This window comes from Saccharopolyspora sp. NPDC045839 (assembly GCF_056431645.1).
Genome location: NZ_JBWKKH010000025.1, coordinates 1 through 16,865, shown reverse-complemented (window position 1 = coordinate 16,865; position 16,865 = coordinate 1). Strand labels below are relative to the sequence as shown.

At 70.3% G+C, this 16,865-nt stretch carries 17 protein-coding genes; 13 read left to right on the top strand and 4 right to left on the bottom strand.

Annotated features, from left to right (window positions below):
- Positions 1–234: 234 nt before the first annotated feature.
- The 8 genes from AC07EQ_RS29075 (at position 235) to AC07EQ_RS29040 (ending at position 7,352) form a co-directional block, all read left to right on the top strand.
- Positions 235–990: a MerR family transcriptional regulator gene (locus AC07EQ_RS29075; protein ID WP_478391060.1), complete on the top strand. Its 756-nt coding sequence runs from the start codon at positions 235–237 to the stop codon at positions 988–990.
- A 159-nt stretch (positions 991–1,149) separates the two neighbouring features.
- Positions 1,150–1,593 (top strand): fluoride efflux transporter FluC, encoded by a 444-nt coding sequence (locus tag AC07EQ_RS29070; RefSeq protein ID WP_478391059.1) that lies wholly within the window; start codon positions 1,150–1,152, stop codon positions 1,591–1,593.
- Positions 1,593–1,934 (top strand): DUF190 domain-containing protein, encoded by a 342-nt coding sequence (locus AC07EQ_RS29065; RefSeq protein WP_478391058.1) that lies wholly within the window; start codon positions 1,593–1,595, stop codon positions 1,932–1,934. Before AC07EQ_RS29070 ends, AC07EQ_RS29065 begins: the two co-directional genes overlap by 1 nt.
- The gene (gene crcB, locus AC07EQ_RS29060) at positions 1,931–2,305 is read left to right on the top strand and encodes a fluoride efflux transporter CrcB (protein WP_478391057.1); all 375 of its coding nucleotides are present in this window, start codon (positions 1,931–1,933) and stop codon (positions 2,303–2,305) included. Before AC07EQ_RS29065 ends, crcB begins: the two co-directional genes overlap by 4 nt.
- 69 nt (positions 2,306–2,374) lie before the next feature.
- Entirely contained in the window at positions 2,375–2,722 is a 348-nt protein-coding gene (locus AC07EQ_RS29055) for a cupin domain-containing protein (protein WP_478391056.1), read from the top strand.
- A gap of 15 nt (positions 2,723–2,737) precedes the next feature.
- A complete protein-coding gene (locus AC07EQ_RS29050; protein ID WP_478391055.1) occupies positions 2,738–4,093 on the top strand; it encodes an MBL fold metallo-hydrolase in 1,356 nt (451 codons plus the stop codon).
- A 35-nt stretch (positions 4,094–4,128) separates the two neighbouring features.
- Positions 4,129–4,992 carry a DUF3592 domain-containing protein gene (locus AC07EQ_RS29045; protein ID WP_478391054.1) on the top strand — a complete coding sequence of 288 codons (864 nt, stop codon included), beginning with the start codon at positions 4,129–4,131 and terminating at the stop codon, positions 4,990–4,992.
- Between the two features lie 71 nt (positions 4,993–5,063).
- A complete protein-coding gene (locus tag AC07EQ_RS29040) occupies positions 5,064–7,352 on the top strand; it encodes a LuxR C-terminal-related transcriptional regulator (RefSeq protein WP_478391053.1) in 2,289 nt (762 codons plus the stop codon).
- A gap of 181 nt (positions 7,353–7,533) precedes the next feature.
- On the opposite strand, the gene AC07EQ_RS29035 is transcribed toward AC07EQ_RS29040, so the two are convergent.
- Positions 7,534–7,941, bottom strand: coding sequence for a hypothetical protein (locus AC07EQ_RS29035; RefSeq protein WP_478391052.1), 408 nt, complete (start codon positions 7,939–7,941; stop codon positions 7,534–7,536).
- A 472-nt stretch (positions 7,942–8,413) separates the two neighbouring features.
- On the opposite strand from AC07EQ_RS29035, the gene AC07EQ_RS29030 reads away from it, so the two are divergent.
- From AC07EQ_RS29030 to AC07EQ_RS29015, 4 genes are all read left to right on the top strand, one after another.
- Positions 8,414–10,210, top strand: coding sequence for a HEAT repeat domain-containing protein (locus AC07EQ_RS29030; RefSeq protein ID WP_478391051.1), 1,797 nt, complete (start codon positions 8,414–8,416; stop codon positions 10,208–10,210).
- Positions 10,211–10,335: 125 nt separating this feature from the next.
- The gene (locus AC07EQ_RS29025) at positions 10,336–11,559 is read left to right on the top strand and encodes an MFS transporter (RefSeq protein WP_478391050.1); all 1,224 of its coding nucleotides are present in this window, start codon (positions 10,336–10,338) and stop codon (positions 11,557–11,559) included.
- A gap of 134 nt (positions 11,560–11,693) precedes the next feature.
- Entirely contained in the window at positions 11,694–13,688 is a 1,995-nt protein-coding gene (locus AC07EQ_RS29020) for a PhoX family protein (RefSeq protein ID WP_478391049.1), read from the top strand.
- 136 nt (positions 13,689–13,824) lie between these two features.
- Positions 13,825–14,529: a hypothetical protein gene (locus AC07EQ_RS29015; RefSeq protein WP_478391048.1), complete on the top strand. Its 705-nt coding sequence runs from the start codon at positions 13,825–13,827 to the stop codon at positions 14,527–14,529.
- A gap of 3 nt (positions 14,530–14,532) precedes the next feature.
- Here the strand turns inward: AC07EQ_RS29015 and AC07EQ_RS29010 are convergent, their stop codons facing one another.
- The 3 genes from AC07EQ_RS29010 to AC07EQ_RS29000 all read right to left on the bottom strand — a co-directional run bounded on the left by AC07EQ_RS29010 (position 14,533) and on the right by AC07EQ_RS29000 (position 16,570).
- Positions 14,533–15,351: a serine protease family protein gene (locus tag AC07EQ_RS29010; RefSeq protein WP_478391047.1), complete on the bottom strand. Its 819-nt coding sequence runs from the start codon at positions 15,349–15,351 to the stop codon at positions 14,533–14,535.
- 185 nt (positions 15,352–15,536) lie between these two features.
- Positions 15,537–15,707 (bottom strand): DUF397 domain-containing protein, encoded by a 171-nt coding sequence (locus AC07EQ_RS29005; RefSeq protein ID WP_478391179.1) that lies wholly within the window; start codon positions 15,705–15,707, stop codon positions 15,537–15,539.
- A 5-nt stretch (positions 15,708–15,712) separates the two neighbouring features.
- Positions 15,713–16,570 carry a helix-turn-helix domain-containing protein gene (locus tag AC07EQ_RS29000; RefSeq protein WP_478391046.1) on the bottom strand — a complete coding sequence of 286 codons (858 nt, stop codon included), beginning with the start codon at positions 16,568–16,570 and terminating at the stop codon, positions 15,713–15,715.
- Between the two features lie 102 nt (positions 16,571–16,672).
- On the opposite strand from AC07EQ_RS29000, the gene AC07EQ_RS28995 reads away from it, so the two are divergent.
- The coding region (locus tag AC07EQ_RS28995) for a hypothetical protein (protein WP_478391045.1) at positions 16,673–16,865 on the top strand (193 nt) is incomplete at its 3' end.

Here is a 16,865-nt window from a genome sequence, read left to right as displayed (position 1 = left end):
GCAAGGGAGCGAGAAAGGCGGGGGGGGGTGCGCCGGAAGAGGAGGGGGTCTCTTTTTGTGTGGGACGTGGGCTTCGTGGGGGGGGGGGGGGCGCCGGTTTCGCGCGAAAACGGCGCACACCCGGCACCGACGCAAGCTGCGCGGTGCCCGGTCGAGTGGTCGTGCTGCCGCAGAATTCGGGTTGACCCTCACGTCACGTGAGGCCGCATGCTCGGTGCCGAGGAGGCGAGGACCATGAGCTACTCGGTCGGCGAGGCGGCCCGGATCGCCGGGGTGACCGTGCGGACGCTGCACCACTACGACGAGATCGGCCTGCTGACCCCCAGCGGCCGGACGGCGGCGGGCTACCGCAGCTACTCCGACCCGGACCTGGACCGGCTGCGCCGCATCCTGTTCTACCGGGAGCTCGACCTCGGCCTCGACGACATCGCGAGCATCCTCGCCGACGGTGGCGCGCACGCGCACCTGAAGCGGCAGCACGAGCTGCTGCTGGCCCGCATCGAGCGGTTGCAGCGGATGGTCGCGGCGGTGGAACGCGAGATGGAGGCGAACACGATGGGGATCGACCTGACGCAGGAGGAGAAGTTCGAGCTGTTCGGCGACTTCGACCCGGACGACTACGCCGCGGAGGCCGAGCAGCGCTGGGGCGGCACCGACGCCTACCGGCAGTCCCAGCAGAAGATGTCCGGCTTCACCAAGGCCGACTGGAAGCGGTTCATGGCCGAGCAGGAGGACATCGGCCGCCGGCTCGCCGAGGCGATGCGGGCCGGGCACGCGCCGGACGGCGTGGCGGCGATGGACCTCGCCGAGGAGCACCGCGGGCACATCACGCGCTGGTGCTACGACTGCACCTACGAGATCCACTGCGGTCTCGGCGAGATGTACGTGGCGGACGAACGGTTCGCGGCGAACTACGAGAAGCTCGTGCCAGGCCTCGCCGAGTACGTCCGGACGGCGATCAACGCCAACGCCGCCCGAGCCGGCGCGTAGGCGCCCCGCCCCGGATCACCACAATTTCCATTGAAATCGAAGGTTCGATTTCAATGGAAATTGCGGCCATACCCACCCTCCCAACGGTGATCGCCTGGCCACGGCGACGTCCGCCGGGGAGCGAGGTAGCGTTTCGCACCGGAACAGGTGAGGAGCGTGATGAGTTCGGCATTCCCGGCTGAGCTGCAGCCGCAGAGCAAGCCCCGAGCCAGGGCCGCGTGGGACGTGTACGCGGTGGTCGCGGCCGGCGGCGCGCTGGGCTCGCTGCTGCGCTACGGCGCGTCCCTGGCCTGGCCGGGGCCGTTGTCGACGTGGCTGGTCAACGTGATCGGCTGCGTGGCCATCGGGGTGCTGATGCACGTGATCACCGAGCTCGTCGTCGCGCACCGGCTGGTCCGGCCGTTCCTCGGCGTCGGCGTGCTCGGCGGGTTCACCACGTTCTCCACCTACGTCGTCGACGCGTTGCACCTCGTGCTCGACCACCAGCCCGCGCTCGCCCTGGCCTACCTGGTCGGGACCGTGCTGAGCTGCCTGCTCGCGGTGCTCGTCGGGGTGTTGGCGGCGCGCTCGGTGGCGCGCGTGTTCGGGCTGGGTGATCGGTGATGCGACTGCAGAGCGAGGCGTTCCGGCTCACCGCGATCGTCGGCGAAGGCGACACCTACCAGCACAAACCGCTGTACCACGAGATCGTGCTGCGGGCCAGGCACGCCGGGCTGGCCGGCGCCTCGGTGTTCCGCGGCGTCGAGGGCTTCGGCGCGACCGCGGCGATCCACACCGCGCGGCTGCTGTCGCTGAGCGAGGACCTGCCGGTCGCGGTGGTGATCGTCGACGACGAGCAGCGGGTGCGGAGCTTCCTGCCTGAGCTCGACGGGCTGGTCACCAACGGCCTGGTGCTGCTCGACGAGGTCGAGGTGATCCGCTACGCCGGCAAGGGTTCGCGGTGACGTTCGTGCTGGTCGCGGTCGGTGGCGCGCTGGGTTCGTGCCTCCGGTTCCACACCGATCGCTGGGTGCAGGCGCGGCACGACACCGGCTTCCCGTGGGGCACGGTGACGGTCAACGCGATCGGCTCGCTGATCCTCGGCTTCCTCGCCGGCGTCGCGCTCTTCGGCGTGCCGATCCCGGTGCTCCAGACCTTCCTCGGCGCCGGCTTCTGCGGCGCGCTGACCACCTTCAGCACGTTCAGCTACGAAACCGTCCGGCTGCTGCTCGACGGCGCGCGGCTGTTCGCGGTGCTCAACGTGGTCGTCACGACGCTCGCCGGGATCGGTTCGGGCGTGCTCGGCGTGGTGCTGGCCGCCGCGATCTGGGGCTGACCCGCCGCGCTGCCCGACCGCCCCGGCGGCGGGAGAATCGAGGCGAAACGGGCACGGGAGGGGGATCCGATGAACGACACCACGATCATCAAGGTGGACGGCGCGCACTCACCGCGCGGCGCCCTCGGCCAGTACTACCTCGCCGAGGGCGTCGGCCTGGCGATGCGGCTGTGGCGCGACGAGCCGCCGGGCGTGGACAAGAAGTCGGCGGCCCGCGACTACGAGACGGCCGGATACGTGATCAGCGGCCGCGCGGAGCTGCAGAGCGAGGGCCAGACGGTGCTGCTCGAGCCGGGTGACTCGTGGATCATCCCGAGGGGCGCCGAGCACCGCTACAAGATCCTCGAAACGTTCACCGCCGTCGAGGCCACGCACCCGCCGGCCCAGGTTCACGGCCGCGACGAGAAGTCCGGCTGACCCGCGGGTGGTGTCATGGTCGCGGTGGAAGTCGTCGAGACCTCATCGCTGGGAGACCGCAGCTACCTCGTCACCGACGGCGCGGTGGCGGCCGTGGTGGATCCGCAGCGCGACGTCGACCGGATGCTCGCCGTCGCCGGTCGCCGAGGGGTCCGCATCACCCACGTGCTGGAAACGCACATCCACAACGACTACCTCTCCGGCGGCTTGGAGCTGTGCCGGCTGACCGGTGCGGAGTACGGGGTGTCGGCGTCGGACGTGGTGTCGTTCGCGCGGCGCCCACTGGCCGAAGGCGACGTGGTGGTGGTGTCGCCGGGGCTGCGGCTGCGCGTGCTGGCGACGCCCGGTCACACCTTCCACCACCTGTCGTACGTGCTCGAAGAGCCCGGCGGCGTGGTCGGGGTGTTCACCGGCGGGTCGCTGCTGTTCGGCTCGACCGGGCGCACCGATCTGCTCGGCCAGCAGCACAGCGAGGAGCTCGCCCGGCAGCAGCACGCGTCGGTGCGCAAGCTCGCCGAGGTGCTGCCGGACGACGCGGCGATCTGGCCGACGCACGGCTTCGGCAGCTACTGCTCGGCCGACGCCGTGTCCAGCGGCTCCGCGACCGTCGGCCAGCAGAAGAAGGTCAACGCCGCGTTCCGGCTCGGCGAGGACGAATTCGTCGACCACGCCCTGTCCGCGCTGGACGCGTTCCCGGCGTACTACGCGCAGATGGGCGCGCGGAACGCGGCCGGGCCGGAGCCGGTCGACCTGCGGGAACCGGCCCGGGTGCGGCCGGCGGAGCTGGCCCGGCGGCTGCGCGTCGGCGACTGGGTGGTGGACCTGCGGTCCCGCCGGGCGTTCTCGCGCGCGCACCTGGCGGGCACGATCAGCCTCGGCCTGGACGGGCCGCTGGCCACCTGGCTCGGCTGGCTGGCCGACCGGGGCGCGCCGCTGACGCTGGTCGGCGAATCGCCGGAGCAGGTCACCGCCGCGCAACGCGAGCTGGCGCGCATCGGCATCGAGCGGCCGATGGCGGCGGTCGGGCATCCGCACGAGCTCGCCGCGGACCCGAGCCTGGTGCGCAACCTGCCGTCCGCGACGTTCGACGACCTCGCCGAAGCCGGCCCGGGAACGGTCGTGCTGGACGTGCGGATGCGCCGCGAATGGCGGGCCTGCCACCTCAAGAACGCCGTGCACATCCCGCTCTTCGAGCTGCGCGACCGGACGCACGAGCTCCCGGACGGGGTCGTGTGGGTGCATTGCAGCGCCGGGTACCGGGCCGCCGCGGCGGCGTCGCTGCTGGCGCGCGCGGGCCGCGAGGTGGTGCTGGTCGACGAGGAGTTCACCGCCGCGCACCAGGCCGGTCTGCCGCTGGTGTCCGACCGCTGAGGAACCGCCGGCACCCGGCGCGAGTCTGATCGGGCGTGGATTTCGACTTCGGCGTGCTGCCCGTGCTGGTGCCGGTGGTGCTCGGCGCGATCTTCCTGGTGGGCGGCGTGCGGCAGATCCGGCGGAACCGGCGGCTGGTCCGCCACGGCGGCCGGGCGCACGGGATCGTGGTCGCCCAGGACAGCAGGTGGTCGTCGTCGAACGACGGCCCGGGCGGCAGCTACCAGCACGCCCCGGTGATCGAGTTCGTCGCCGAGGACGGCCGGACCCACCGGGCGAAGTCGGAGATCTCGAAGACCCACACGTCGTTCATTCCCGGTCGGCGCGTCCTGGTGCACTACGACCGCGCCGACCCGTCGAAGATCTTCCTCCCCGGCCACGACGGCGGGCCGGCGGTGATCTTCGCGCTGATCGGCGCCGTCGTGCTGACCGTCGGCCTGGCGGCGCTCTGGGCGTTCTGGCGTGGCATGACCGCCGACGACCTGATGGACAACGGCGCCCTGTTCGGGGCGGCGTTCCTGTGCGTCGGCGGCAGCGTGCTGGCCATCGGCGTCACCGGGATCCTCGCCACGCTGCGCGTCAAGACCGGCCCGCGCTCCCGCGGCGTCGTGATCGGCGAAACGACCAGCACCGGCCCGCAGGGCATGACACGGCACCACGCGGTGGTCCGCTGGACCGACCCGACCGGCGAGGTGCTGGAGGCGCCCAGCGGGCGCGGCCGGCTGATCCGCCGCATCCCGGTGGGCACCGAGATCACCGTCCGCCGACACCCGCACGACCCGTTCCGGATCCTGCTGGCCGGCGACGGGCCGGAGCTGGCCAGCTTCGCGTTCCTGCTGTTCGGCGGCCTGTTCAGCGCGTTCGGCGGCAGCATCACCTGGGCGGTGCTGCACTTCTGACGCCGCCGTTCGGGGGAACCCGGGCCTACACTCGGTGTCGACAAGGCGTTCGGCGAGCACGGGTGGCCGCCATGACAACCCGGCGGGTGGGCAGACTTCCCGACGACCTGACGAGCTTCGTCGGCCGCCGCGGGGCGATCACGCAGGTGAAGCGGCTGGTCTCGGCCTCGCGGCTGGTGACCCTGACCGGGATGGCCGGGGTCGGCAAGTCGCGGCTGGCGATCCGCGTCGCGCGCGATCTGCGCCGCGCCTTCCCGGACGGCATCTGGCTGGTGGAACTGGGCAAGGTCCCGCCCGGCGACGACCTCGCCCAGGTGCTGGTCACCAGCCTCGGGCTCGATCTTCCGCCGGAGACGGTGCTCGCCGATCGGCTCGCCGACAAGCGGATGCTGATCCTGCTCGACGGCTGCGAGCACCTGCTGGACGAGTGCGTGCCGCTGGTCGGGGAACTGCTCGCCGTCGCCCCCGAGGTGCGCGTCCTCGCCACCTCCCGCTCCCCGCTGGCGCTCGCCGCTGAGCGGGTGTGGCCGGTGCTGCCGATGGTCATGCCGAGGGTCGACCGGGAAGGCCGCGTGGTGCAGCGCGCCACCGGCTTCGAGGTGCTGGAGCTGTTCGCCGACCGGGCCTCGGCGGTGCTGCCGGGATTCGCCATCGGCCCGGCGAACGAGGCGCTGGTGGTCCGGCTGTGCCAGCAGCTCGACGGCCTGCCGCTGGCCATCGAGCTGGCCGCGGTGTGGATGCGGTCGCTGTCGGTGGAGGAGATCCTCGACCGGCTCAGCGACCGGTACCGCCTGCTGACCTTGGGCGATCGCAGCGGTCTGCCGCACCACCGCACGCTGCGCGCGGCGATCGAGTGGAGCTTCGACCTGTGCTCGCCGACCGAGCAGGCCGTGTGGGCGCGGTTGTCGGTGTTCGCCGGCGGTTTCGAGCTGGACGCGGCGGAGGCGGTCTGCGTCGGTGACGGCGTGACCGTCGAGGACGTGTTCATCGGCGTCGCGGGCCTGGTGGAGAAGTCCGTGCTGGTCAAGGAGGACGAGCCCGCCACCCGGACCCGCTACCGGCTGCTGAAGACGATCCAGGAGTACGGGCGCGAGCGGCTCGGCGGCGGCGCGAAGGAGCTCGCGCTGCGGCGGCGGCACCGCGACCACTTCCTGCTGCTCGCCGAGCACGTCGACGCGGAATGGCTCGGTCCGCACCAGGTGGAGTGGCTGACCCGGCTGCGGCAGGACCGGTCGAACCTGCGCGCCGCCCTGGACTTCTGCCTCACCGAGCCCGGCGAGGGGCACGAGGGCCTGCGGATGGCGGCGGCCCTGCGGTTCTTCTGGGCGGCCGGCGGTTCGCTGCGGGAAGGCCGGTACTGGCTGGACGAGATGCTCCGGGCGGTGTCCGAACCGGATCAGCAGCGGGCCCGGGCGCTGACGACGAACGGGCTGGTCAGCGCCATGCAGGGAGACACCGAAGCCGCCCGCGCGCTGCTCGCCGAAGCACGGGACGCGGCGCGGCGGACGGAGTACGGCTCGGTGCTGGTGCTGACCGCGCACATCGCCGGGCTGGTGAACCTGCTGCGCAACGAGAACGCGGCGGCGATGTCCCGGCTGGCCGAAGCGCTGGAGCGGCGGGAGATGCTGCAGCACGACGGGGTCGCGCTGCTCAGCCTGCCGAACCTGGCGCTGCTGGCGGTGTTCCGCGGCGACTGCGAGCGAGCCGTCGAGCTGTGCGAGGAATGCCGGGAGATCTGCGAGGAGCACGGCGAGCTGTGGGGCCGCTCGTGGGCCGAGCTGGTGCTCGGGCTGGCCCGCTGGCGGCAGGGCGACTTCCCGGCCGCGCTGGCGCACGTGCACGAATGCCTGCGGATCAAGCAGCTGTTCAACGACGTGCCCGGGATCCTGATGGCGATCGAACTGGAGGCGTGGGTGTCCGCGGCCCAGGGCCGGGTGGCGCGGGCGGCCCGGCTGGGCTCGGCGGTGGCGCACCTGTGGCGGCCGCTGGGCCGCTACCTGTTCGGTCTGGAACGCCACCTCGGCTGGCACGCGGAAGCCGACGCGCGCATCCGGAACGCCCTGCCAACAGCAGAACTCCGCGCTGAGCGCAGCCGTGGCGCGGAGTACGCGCTGGACGAACTGATCAGGTTCGCGCTAGGCGAGCGCCCGCCCGCGCCTTCCGAGGAAGAGCCGGTGCGGCTGACGCCGCGGGAGCGCGAGGTGGCGCGGCTGGTCGCGCAGGGATTGTCGAACCGGCAGATCGCCGAGCAGCTGGTGATCTCGAAGCGGACCTCGGACAGCCACATCGAGCACATCCTCGCCAAGCTGGGCGCCACCTCGCGCGCGCAGATCGCGGTCTGGGTGGCCGAACAGCCGTGACGTGAGGGGCAGTTGAAGTGAACGGCCTGTTCACCGCGCCTATCGGGACGAACGGTCCGTTCACTTCATCCCATCGGACATCCACCGAAGCCGGGCGAATGAGGCGAACAGGCCGTTCACCTCTCCTACCGAGGCGAACAGGCCGTTCACTCCGCGCTCAGCCGGCCATCGCGGTCCGGGCTCAGGCCGTCATGGCGAGCTCGGCGCCGGCGCGGGCTCGGCGGGCCGCCGAGATGACGACCTGACGGCTCGGTGCCGGGCGGTCCGCGCGCGGCGGGCTGATCCAGCTCGGGTCGTCCAGCGGCGGCAGGGCCAAACGGGCGCCGGCCTGCACGCCGACGACCTCGTCGAGGTCCTCGGGCAGTTCGACGCGGCCGCCGGGCTGCGTGAGCAGCACCCAGTCGGCGCCGTCGACCAGCACGGGTCCGGCCTGGAGGTGGATGGCGAGCACCTGGTGCACGCGGGCGGCGAGTTCGGCGGGCATCCGGAGCGCGCCGATGCGGCCGCCGATGATGAGTGTGGTGCGGTCGGAGTTCGGGTCGTGCTCGACCCACCAACCGTAGGAGCGGTATTCGGAAGAGCTGTTCATCTCGACTTTCGCGGGCCTTCGGGGATCGGGGGATGGTGAACCGGCGAGGTGGGTGCGGCGGCTCCGTTGCCGCCTAGTCGGACGGGTGGCACCCGCCTCGCCGGTGGGAGGGCCGAACAACAGGCAGCTGGGGCAAGTAGCTGCTGTCCGGTCAATGCGACCTCCTCCCTGGTGTGGGAACGCCGCTGGGGATCCGGGGTCGACCCTGGCCGGAACGAACGGGTGGGCCGCGGTCGCTCCGGCGGCTCGTCGCCGTTCGACCACCGGTTTCCGAGCGGTGCGTCCGTTTCCGGACGTGTCGAAAGCATGGGCCGAAAGACCCTGGTGCCGAAGCGGGACATGTACCGAGGGGCATACCTAGATACCGCCCGTTCAGGGGATCACGACACGCGCACCCAACTCGCTTGGCTCCCCGCCGCCGCTCGGCGTGCTACCTAACCTGATCCGCACACCTGAGCGAGAGGAGCACGTGATGCGAACTGCTTTCATCCACGGCGAGGTCGGCCGGTTCGAGGCGGCGCGCGGCGAGCTGGTCGCGGCGTTCACCCGCAGCCGGCCGGAGTCCGACGCAGGCTGGTTGGCCGGGTGCCTGCTGGACGACAAGTTCACCAGGGACGGGCTGCTGGCCCGCTGGACCGAAGAAGATCTGGTGCGATTCCTGGTCGAAGTGGTGCCCCGCCGGTTGCTCGTGCCGAAGTGGTCGCTGGTGCCGGATTTCCTGCACCAGTGGCTGGATTTCCTGGCCGAGGCGGGCCTGCTCACCTCGCCCGGCTCGCTCGCCGAGCTGCACGGGGCGGTGGAGCGGGCCGTGCCGGACTACCTCGCGGCGATGGCGGAGCCGACCGAGTGGGCGGCGGCGAAGTTCTGGGACGCGACGATGCGCGAATTCGGCTTCGACCCGGAGGCTCCGCAGTCGGCGGCGGAGTTCTTCGACGCGGTGGACGCCGGCGAGATCGACTTCGACGGCGAGGTCCTGGAGGAGATCGAGCGCCGCGACGCGCAGGAGGCTCCGGACGAGCCCGCGCTCTGGTTGCCACCGGTCGATCTCGTCCACGTCGAGCCGCACCGGGCCATCGCGGCGAATTCGCCGGTCATCCGGAAGATGCGCGCCGTCCTGGAGTGGCTCGGCACCGGCCGCGATCAGTCCGATGTGGACGATCTGGTCGCGGCCCTCGGCGAGGCGTCCGGCGTCGAGGAGGCCGACCTGCTGCTGGAGTGGGCCGAGCGGGCGGGCCTGGTCCGGCCGGCCGGAGACCTGCTGGTGCCCGCGCTGATCGCGGAGCCCCTGCTGGCGGAACCGGAGCTGCTGTGGACCCGGCTCTGGCAGTGCTTCGTGTTGATCGACGACGTGTTCCACGCCGAGCTGGACGGGATCGCCGAGGACGAGGACGCGCTGCCGGAGATCGTCCAGGCCGCGTTGAGCGTGCTGTACTCGCGGACCGACGCGGTGCCGCTGGAGCTGGTGGTGTCGATGGCCTGCGATCTCCTGGACGCGGGAGAGCCGAGCGACCGGGAGGCCGTGCGCGGCGTCGTCCGCCGGATGCTCGCCCAGTGGGAGGCGATGCTGGCGGTCCGCTGCCACGTCACCACCGCGCCGGAGGAAATCGAGGTGCTGGAATCCGCCGTGCCCGCAGGCGTCGCCGATCGCACCATGATCGAGCTGATGCCGCCAGGCCTGTGGGCGGCACGAGAATCGTTGCGCGCCTTCGGCTTCCAAGTGCCCACTGTGGATGATCTGGTGCAGTACCCGGCTGAGCTGCTGGCGCTGGTGGCCGCGGACACCCCGGCCGACGTGCAACAGGTGCTGATCCCGCGGTGGGTCGAGCAGCGCGGCTCGAAGCGGGCCAGCGCGGAGCTGGCGGAGCTGCTCCGGCGCGTGGACGATCCGGCGATCCGCCTGGCGGCGCTGGGCCTGCTGGAGCACACCGGCACCGAGGGCGTGTCGGCGGTGCGCGAGCTGGCCGAGGATCCGGTGGCCGGCCCGGCGGCGCGGATGTGGCTGCAGTCCCGCCCCGCGAGCACCGAGAACGTGGTCCGCCCCGGCGATGAGCTGCTGTTCTCCCTGGACGGCATGGCTGCGGCACTGGACGAGGACGTCGAGCTGTTCCTCGCGGAGTTCAGCAGCCAGCCGGGGCCCGCACAGGTCGAGCTGATCGCGGAGATCGCCACGACGGAGCACAACAGCGCAGGCGAGATCCTCGCGGTCCTCGCCGAGCACCACGAGGAGGAGGTGATCGCGGCGGCAGCGCAGGCGGCCCTGAGCTCCTGAGCACCGCGATTCCGGCCGGCTGGGCCTCCACTGATAGTGAGCTCGCTCATCGTCGTTTGTCCCGCTAACCAAAACTTGTTAGCATTGCGAACGAATTGCTTCCGTTCAGCGAGGGGTGGCGACCGATGAGCGCCGGGCACGACGTTCGGTTACTCGACGTTTTCAAGGGACAACCGAAGGCGGTGTGGATCACCGCGTTCGCGGCCGTGATCGCCTTCATGGGCATCGGCCTGGTCGACCCGATCCTGCTCTCGATCGCAGAGGCGCTGAACGCCGGCCCCGAGCAGGTCACCCTGCTGTTCTCGTCCTACCTGGGCGTGCAGGTGCTGGCGATGCTGATCACCGGCGCGTTCAGCGCGCGCTTCGGCGCGAAGCGGACCGTGGTCACCGGGCTGGTGCTGATCGTGGTGGCGACGCTCGCGTGCGCGATGGCCGGCTCGATCGGCCAGCTCGTCGCGCTGCGCGCGGTGTGGGGCCTCGGCAACGCGTTCTTCATCGCCACCGCGCTGTCGGTGATCGTCGGCGCCGCCAGCGGCGGCCAGGGGGCCGCCATCATGCTCTACGAGGCGGCACTGGGCATCGGCCTGTCCACCGGCCCGCTGCTGGGCGCCCTGCTGGGCAACATCTCCTGGCGCGGGCCGTTCGCCGGCACCGCGGTGCTGATGGCGATCGCGCTGATCCTCTCGGCGGGCTTCCTGCCCAAGGACGGCGACCGCGCCGACCGGGCCAAGGTCCGGCTGCTCGACCCGATCCGGGCGCTCCGCCACGGCGGCCTGCTGCGCACCTCGCTCGGCGCCGCCTTCTACACCGCCGCGTTCTTCATCGTGCTGGCCTGGTCGCCGTTCGTCCTGGAGTTCGGCGCGATCGCGGTCGGCCTGGTGTTCTTCGGCTGGGGCCTGTGCGTCGCCCTCGCCGGCGTGTTCCTGGCCCCGCGGCTCGCGGGCCGGCTCGGCGAGGTCGGCGGCACCATCTTCGCGGTGCTGATCTTCGCGGTGCTGCTCGGCGTCATGACGTTCGGCTCGAAGCCCGTGGTGGTCGTCGCGGTGATCCTCAGCGGCTTGGCCTCCGGCCTGCTCAACACCCTGTTCACCGGAACCGCGATGAGCATCAGCGACGCGCCGCGCCCGGTCGCCAGCGCGGGCTACAACTTCCTGCGCTGGCTCGGCGGGGCGGCCGCGGCCACGCTGGTCGGGCACGTGGCTCAGTGGTTCGGCTCGCAGCACGCCCCGTTCGCGGCCGGCGCGGTCCTCTGCGTGATCGCCGCGGGCCTGCTGTTCGCGGAGCTGCGCACCCAGGCCAACACGCGCTCGGTCCCCGCCGAAGCCGCACTGGTCGGCGAAGAGTTCTGACCCCGTCCCCTAACTGAATAGCCCGATAGGGCAAGAATTCTTCGAGAATTCGCCGAGTTTTCGAAGAGTGCTTGCTGTTTGTTGGTGGTGTCATACGCTCCTAGCCATTTCTCGATCAAACTTGGGAGGTTGCGGTGGCACAGCCGGGCGAACGCCGACTCTTACCGCTGTTGTCGGCCGGGCGGGCACGGGTGACCTGCCGGTACCGCTGCGGCGACCAGTGCGCGGAGCACCCACCGAACTTGACGGAGAACCAGTACTTCGGCGACCTGCTGCAGAACGTGCTGTCCCGCCGGGGTTTGCTGCGCGCCGGTGCGGTGGTCGCGGCCTCCGCCGCGGTGCTGCCCGTGCCCGGCCTCGCCGGGCGACCCGCCGTCGCCGCGCCCGGCCGGCCGCCGGGGCTGGACTTCACCCCGGTGCGGCCGAACAGCGAAGACGCCGTCGTCGTGCCGGAGGGCTACCAGCAGCAGGTCGTGATCCGGTGGGGCGACCCGATCCTGCCCGGTGCCCCGGAGTTCGACTTCGACGACCAGACCCCGGAGGCCCAGGAACGGCAGTTCGGCTACAACAACGACTTCTGCGCGCTGCTGCCGCTGGACGACGACCGGCGGCTGATGGTGAACAACCACGAGTACACCTCCGAGGAGTTCCTGTTCCGCGGCTACGACCCGGAGAACCCCACCGAGCAGCAGGTCCGGATCGCCTGGGCCGCGCACGGGTTGTCGGTCGTGGTGCTCGAAACCGGCTACGGCGCGCCGAAACCGGTGCTCGACCCGCTGAACCGGCGGATCACCCTCAACACCCCGTTCGAGCTGCGCGGCCCGGCGGCGGGCAGCGAACTGCTGAGAACTCCGGCGGATCCGACCGGCACGCGATCGTTCGGCACCATGAACAACTGCTCCGGCGGCGTGACCCCGTGGGGCACGATCCTCTCGGGCGAGGAGAACATCCACTTCTACTTCGCCAACGCCGACTCGGTCACCGACCCGGCGACCAAGGAGCGGCTGGCGCGCTATGGGATCAAGGGTGCCGCCAGCGAGCGGAAGTGGGAGCGCTTCGACTCCCGCTGGGACCTGGCCGAGCAGGTCAACGAGCCGAACCGGTTCGGCTGGATCATCGAACTCGACCCGCACGACCCGGAATCGACGCCGGTCAAGCACACTGCCCTCGGCCGCTTCAAGCACGAAGGCGCCAACATCCGGGTCGCCGACGACGGCCGGGTCGTGGCGTACATGGGCGACGACGAGAAGTTCGAATACGTCTACCGCTTCGTGTCGGACCGGCGGATGAAACCGGGCCGCAGCAAGCACGCCCGGCGGCACAACATGTCGCTGCTGGACTCTGGCACGCTCTACGTCGCGAAGTTCACCGGCGACAGCCCGGACGAGATCGACGGCTCCGGCAAGCTCCCGGCGGACGGCGAGTTCGACGGCTCCGGCGAGTGGATTCCGCTGGCGCACAACGACACCAGCTTCGTGCCCGGCATGGCCGCCGAAGAGGTCTACGTCTTCACGCGCCTCGCGGCCGACAAGGTGGGCGCGACGAAGATGGACCGCCCGGAGGACGTGCAGCCGCACCCGAAGACCGGCCGCGTCTACGCGGCGCTGACGAACAACTCGGACCGCGGAGCGACCGGCAAGGCACCGGCCGACGAGCCGAACCCGCGCAACGGCAACAAGCACGGCCAGGTCCTGGAGCTCGACGACGACCCGGCGAACACCCGCTTCGCCTGGCGCCTGCTGCTGGTCTGCGGCGACCCGAACGACCCGGCGACGTATTTCGCGGGCTTCGACAAGTCCCAGGTCAGCCCGATCGCCTGCCCGGACAACGTGGCCTTCGACAGCCACGGCAACCTCTGGATCACCACCGACTCGTCGGCGGCCCTGGGCGCCAACGACGGCCTCTACGCGGTGCCGCTGGAAGGCCCGGAGCGAGGCCACGTGATGCAGTTCCTCAGCGTCCCGCGCGGCGCGGAAGCCTGCGGCCCGATCATCGAGGACGACCTGATCATGGTCTCGGCCCAGCACCCGGGAGAGGTCGACGGGGCCAACGCCGACAACCCGGTCTCGCACTGGCCGGACGGCGGGACCAGCCAACCCCGCCCATCCGTGGTGGCCGTCTGGCGCTGATCGTCCCGGCCGCGCCGCGCCCCTGACCGGCGGCGTGGCGCGGTCGGCAGAACGGCGGAACTGCGGCTCCTGGTAGCGCGTCTCAAACTCGGCATGCCGGCCCGCGGGGCGGTCGGCAGCGGGAGAAAGGCGACCGATGTACCCGACTTGGCTGACCGCCGATCTGGTGTTCCCAGAGGGGAACCTGGTGGAGCACCTGACCGCGGCGACGGAACTCGTACCGGAGTCGCTGCTCGACGACAGCGGGCAAGCCGTCGAGATCGCGGAGTGCATCGACGACGGGTACAACCACTTCTGGATGAACGCGCTGCACTTCGTCGGGCACTGGGCCGACGAGGCGGGCCGGGCCGACGAGCTGCCGACCGAGTTCTGGTTGCGCGTGGCGCAGGCGGCGCACGCCATGGAGTTCCCGGAGTTCGTGCCGTACTGCCACGGCAAGGCGAAGGGTCTCCCGCACCAGGACCCGGGCGACCTGATGGCGGCGTTCAGCACGATGCCGTCCGTCGTCGACGTTTCGGGCGAGCTGCGCGAGCTCTGCCTGGCAGCGGCCGAGCACCTTCTCACCGACGACCCGTCCACGGCCCGGATGCTCGACGAGATCGACCTCGACGCGCTCGCCGCACATCTGCGCAACGGCGCGTACGACCGGCTCGGCGAGCATCTCAGCGAACTGTTCTCGGATGCCTTCGACGACCTCTTCGAGCTGGTCACCAGCCCGGATTTCCCGGCGGAGCGGGCGCGGCACGCCTGGGCGGTGATCGGCCCGAACCCGTTCCGGGTGGTCCTCGGCGACGGCATGTTCCCGACCACCGAAGCCCAGCCCTGGTGGCGGGCCATCTGAAGGTCACGGGACGGTGCGGAATTCCTGGGTCCCGGTGACCAACGAGATGTTCCGCAGCGACGAGTGCGCGTGCAGGTAGTCCAACTCGCGCGCGAGATCGCCGGCGCCGTTGCTCCCGAAGTTCTGCGTGGAAATGTTCAAAGTGGACAGCACGCCCACCGCGCGCCCCGACGAATCCAGGACTCCGCTGCCGGAATCGCCGGGGATGCCCGGCGTGACCGTGAAGATGGTGTGGTTCCAGCCGCCGCCGGAATCGCCGAGCGAGGTACCCGCCTTCGCGTTCAGGTCGCTGACACCGGACCGCAGCTTCGAACTGCCGTAGGTCACCACGACGTCGCCCTGTTGCAGCCCGCCGGTGTTCAGGCCGCTGGGGCCGCCCCACACGGGCAAGCTCGGGTTGACCTTCCCGACATCGGCCGGGTCGACCTGGACCAGCGCGAAATCGTTGTAGGCGCAGGTGTCGGCGTCCTTCTCCTTGAGCGCCTGCATCGTCAACCACGAGCTGTAGACCAGCACGCCCGGCTTGCTCGCGCCGGCGATCTGGACCTGGGTGCCGATGGGCAGCGACGGCGAAGTGCAGCCGTTGGTCTGCTCGACGCCGCCGGTCCTGGCGCAGTGCGCGGCCTGCCCGAGGTACACCTTCGACCCGCCCTGGAACACGAAGTTCGAGGTGCACTGCGCGGAACTGGTCACGGTCTGCACACCGGGATGTACGGCGGCGGTGGACGCGGCGGCCCAGCGCGGCTCGGCCGAAGCGACCCCGCCGGCCGCCAGAACGGCAACGGCGACCAACGAGACCAAGGGAGCGGAACGAGTCCTCACGATCACGGCCTCCTCCCGGTGCCGCGAAGGCCCGAGCGCCGGGAATCCGGCATCAACGAGCCCTGACCGCTACCTGATACCACACACCGCGACCTGCGTCGATGCGGATCAGAAGCGCCCACGCCCCACGGGGACCAACCACCCCAGGCCCAACAATTCGTGAAAGCCTTCCACGAACGACCGGGTCAGCGACGGTCCCGCAACCCCGAGAGGAACGCCGCCCACTGCCGCCGGGGAAACACCAACACGGCACCATCCCGATCCTTGGTATCCCGAACGGCAACCACCTCGGGGACTAACGCCACCTCAACGCAGCTGCCCGCTTGGCCGCTGTAGCTGGACTTCTGCCAGATCATCTGCTCTAACGGCATGACTGACCTTCCATTTCTTCGGCGATCATTTCGATCAGATCAGCTGAGTCGCTACTGGACAAGGAAAGGCTCCGCAGCTCGGCGACGGCGTCCCGGTAAGCGGTGACGTCCTTCGCGTCGAACAAGAACGCAGGAGCGCGGAAGTGCTCCAAGTGAACGATGGGAGGTGCTTTGGCGAACTCGTAGAGGACGAACGCGCCATCCTGCGCAGGCGTGTAGCGGGTGAGCCCGTCCGGGATCACCCGCACGATCACGTTGTCGAACGCAGCCATCCGGAGTACGTGCCGGAGCTGCTCCGACATGGTTTCGACGCCACCCAACGGCTGTCGAAGGGCGTGTTCCGAGACGAGAACCTCCAACTCCGGTGCGGCCTTGGCGAACAGCACGTCGCGGCGGGACATGCGCAGGCCGACTCTGATCTCCCGTTCTTCGGCGGGCAATCCGTACATGATTTGTCGTGCATAGTCGGCCGTCTGAAGTAGCCCTGGCAGCAAGTTCGGCGCTACATCGACGATGTTGGAGGCCGTGCGTTCGAACTCCGCCAGCTCCACCAAGTGCTTGTGAGTGCTGGAGGAGCTGCGCGCGAACGTGTTCTTGTTTCCGGCGGTTCGTGCGAACTCGACGATCTCGTCGTACCTGGTACCGGTTACACCCAGTGTTCCCAAGATCCGGGCAACGTCCTCTGGCTGTGGTGTGCGAGTGCCGGTCTCGTAACGAGAGATGGTCACGTGGCTGGTACCAACCCGGTTGGCAAGGTCGCGCACCGTCAGGCCGATTTGCTTGCGGCACTCACGCAGCTCAGCGCCCAGAATCCGCGCTTTCGGGGTGTATTCGTTGGTTCCAGCCATGAACCAACGATAGCCCGGAACGTCGCCCGATCTTGATCCATCAATCGTGTACTAGCGAAATTGGAACCGGTACCAAGATCATGGATCCGGAAAGGAGAAGCCATGAGCGACTACTTGACCTACGTCTGGCGCCCGGTCACGGGAGGCCGCCACGCTTTCCCCATCACAGCAACAAAAACCCCTGCAGATGTACCGGTGACGGCGTTCTGCGGAGCAGAAGCGGACGCAGCAGAGCTGCACGACCGCTCCGAAGTGGACTGGATCCGCGAAGACACCTGCATGCACTGCTGGCACG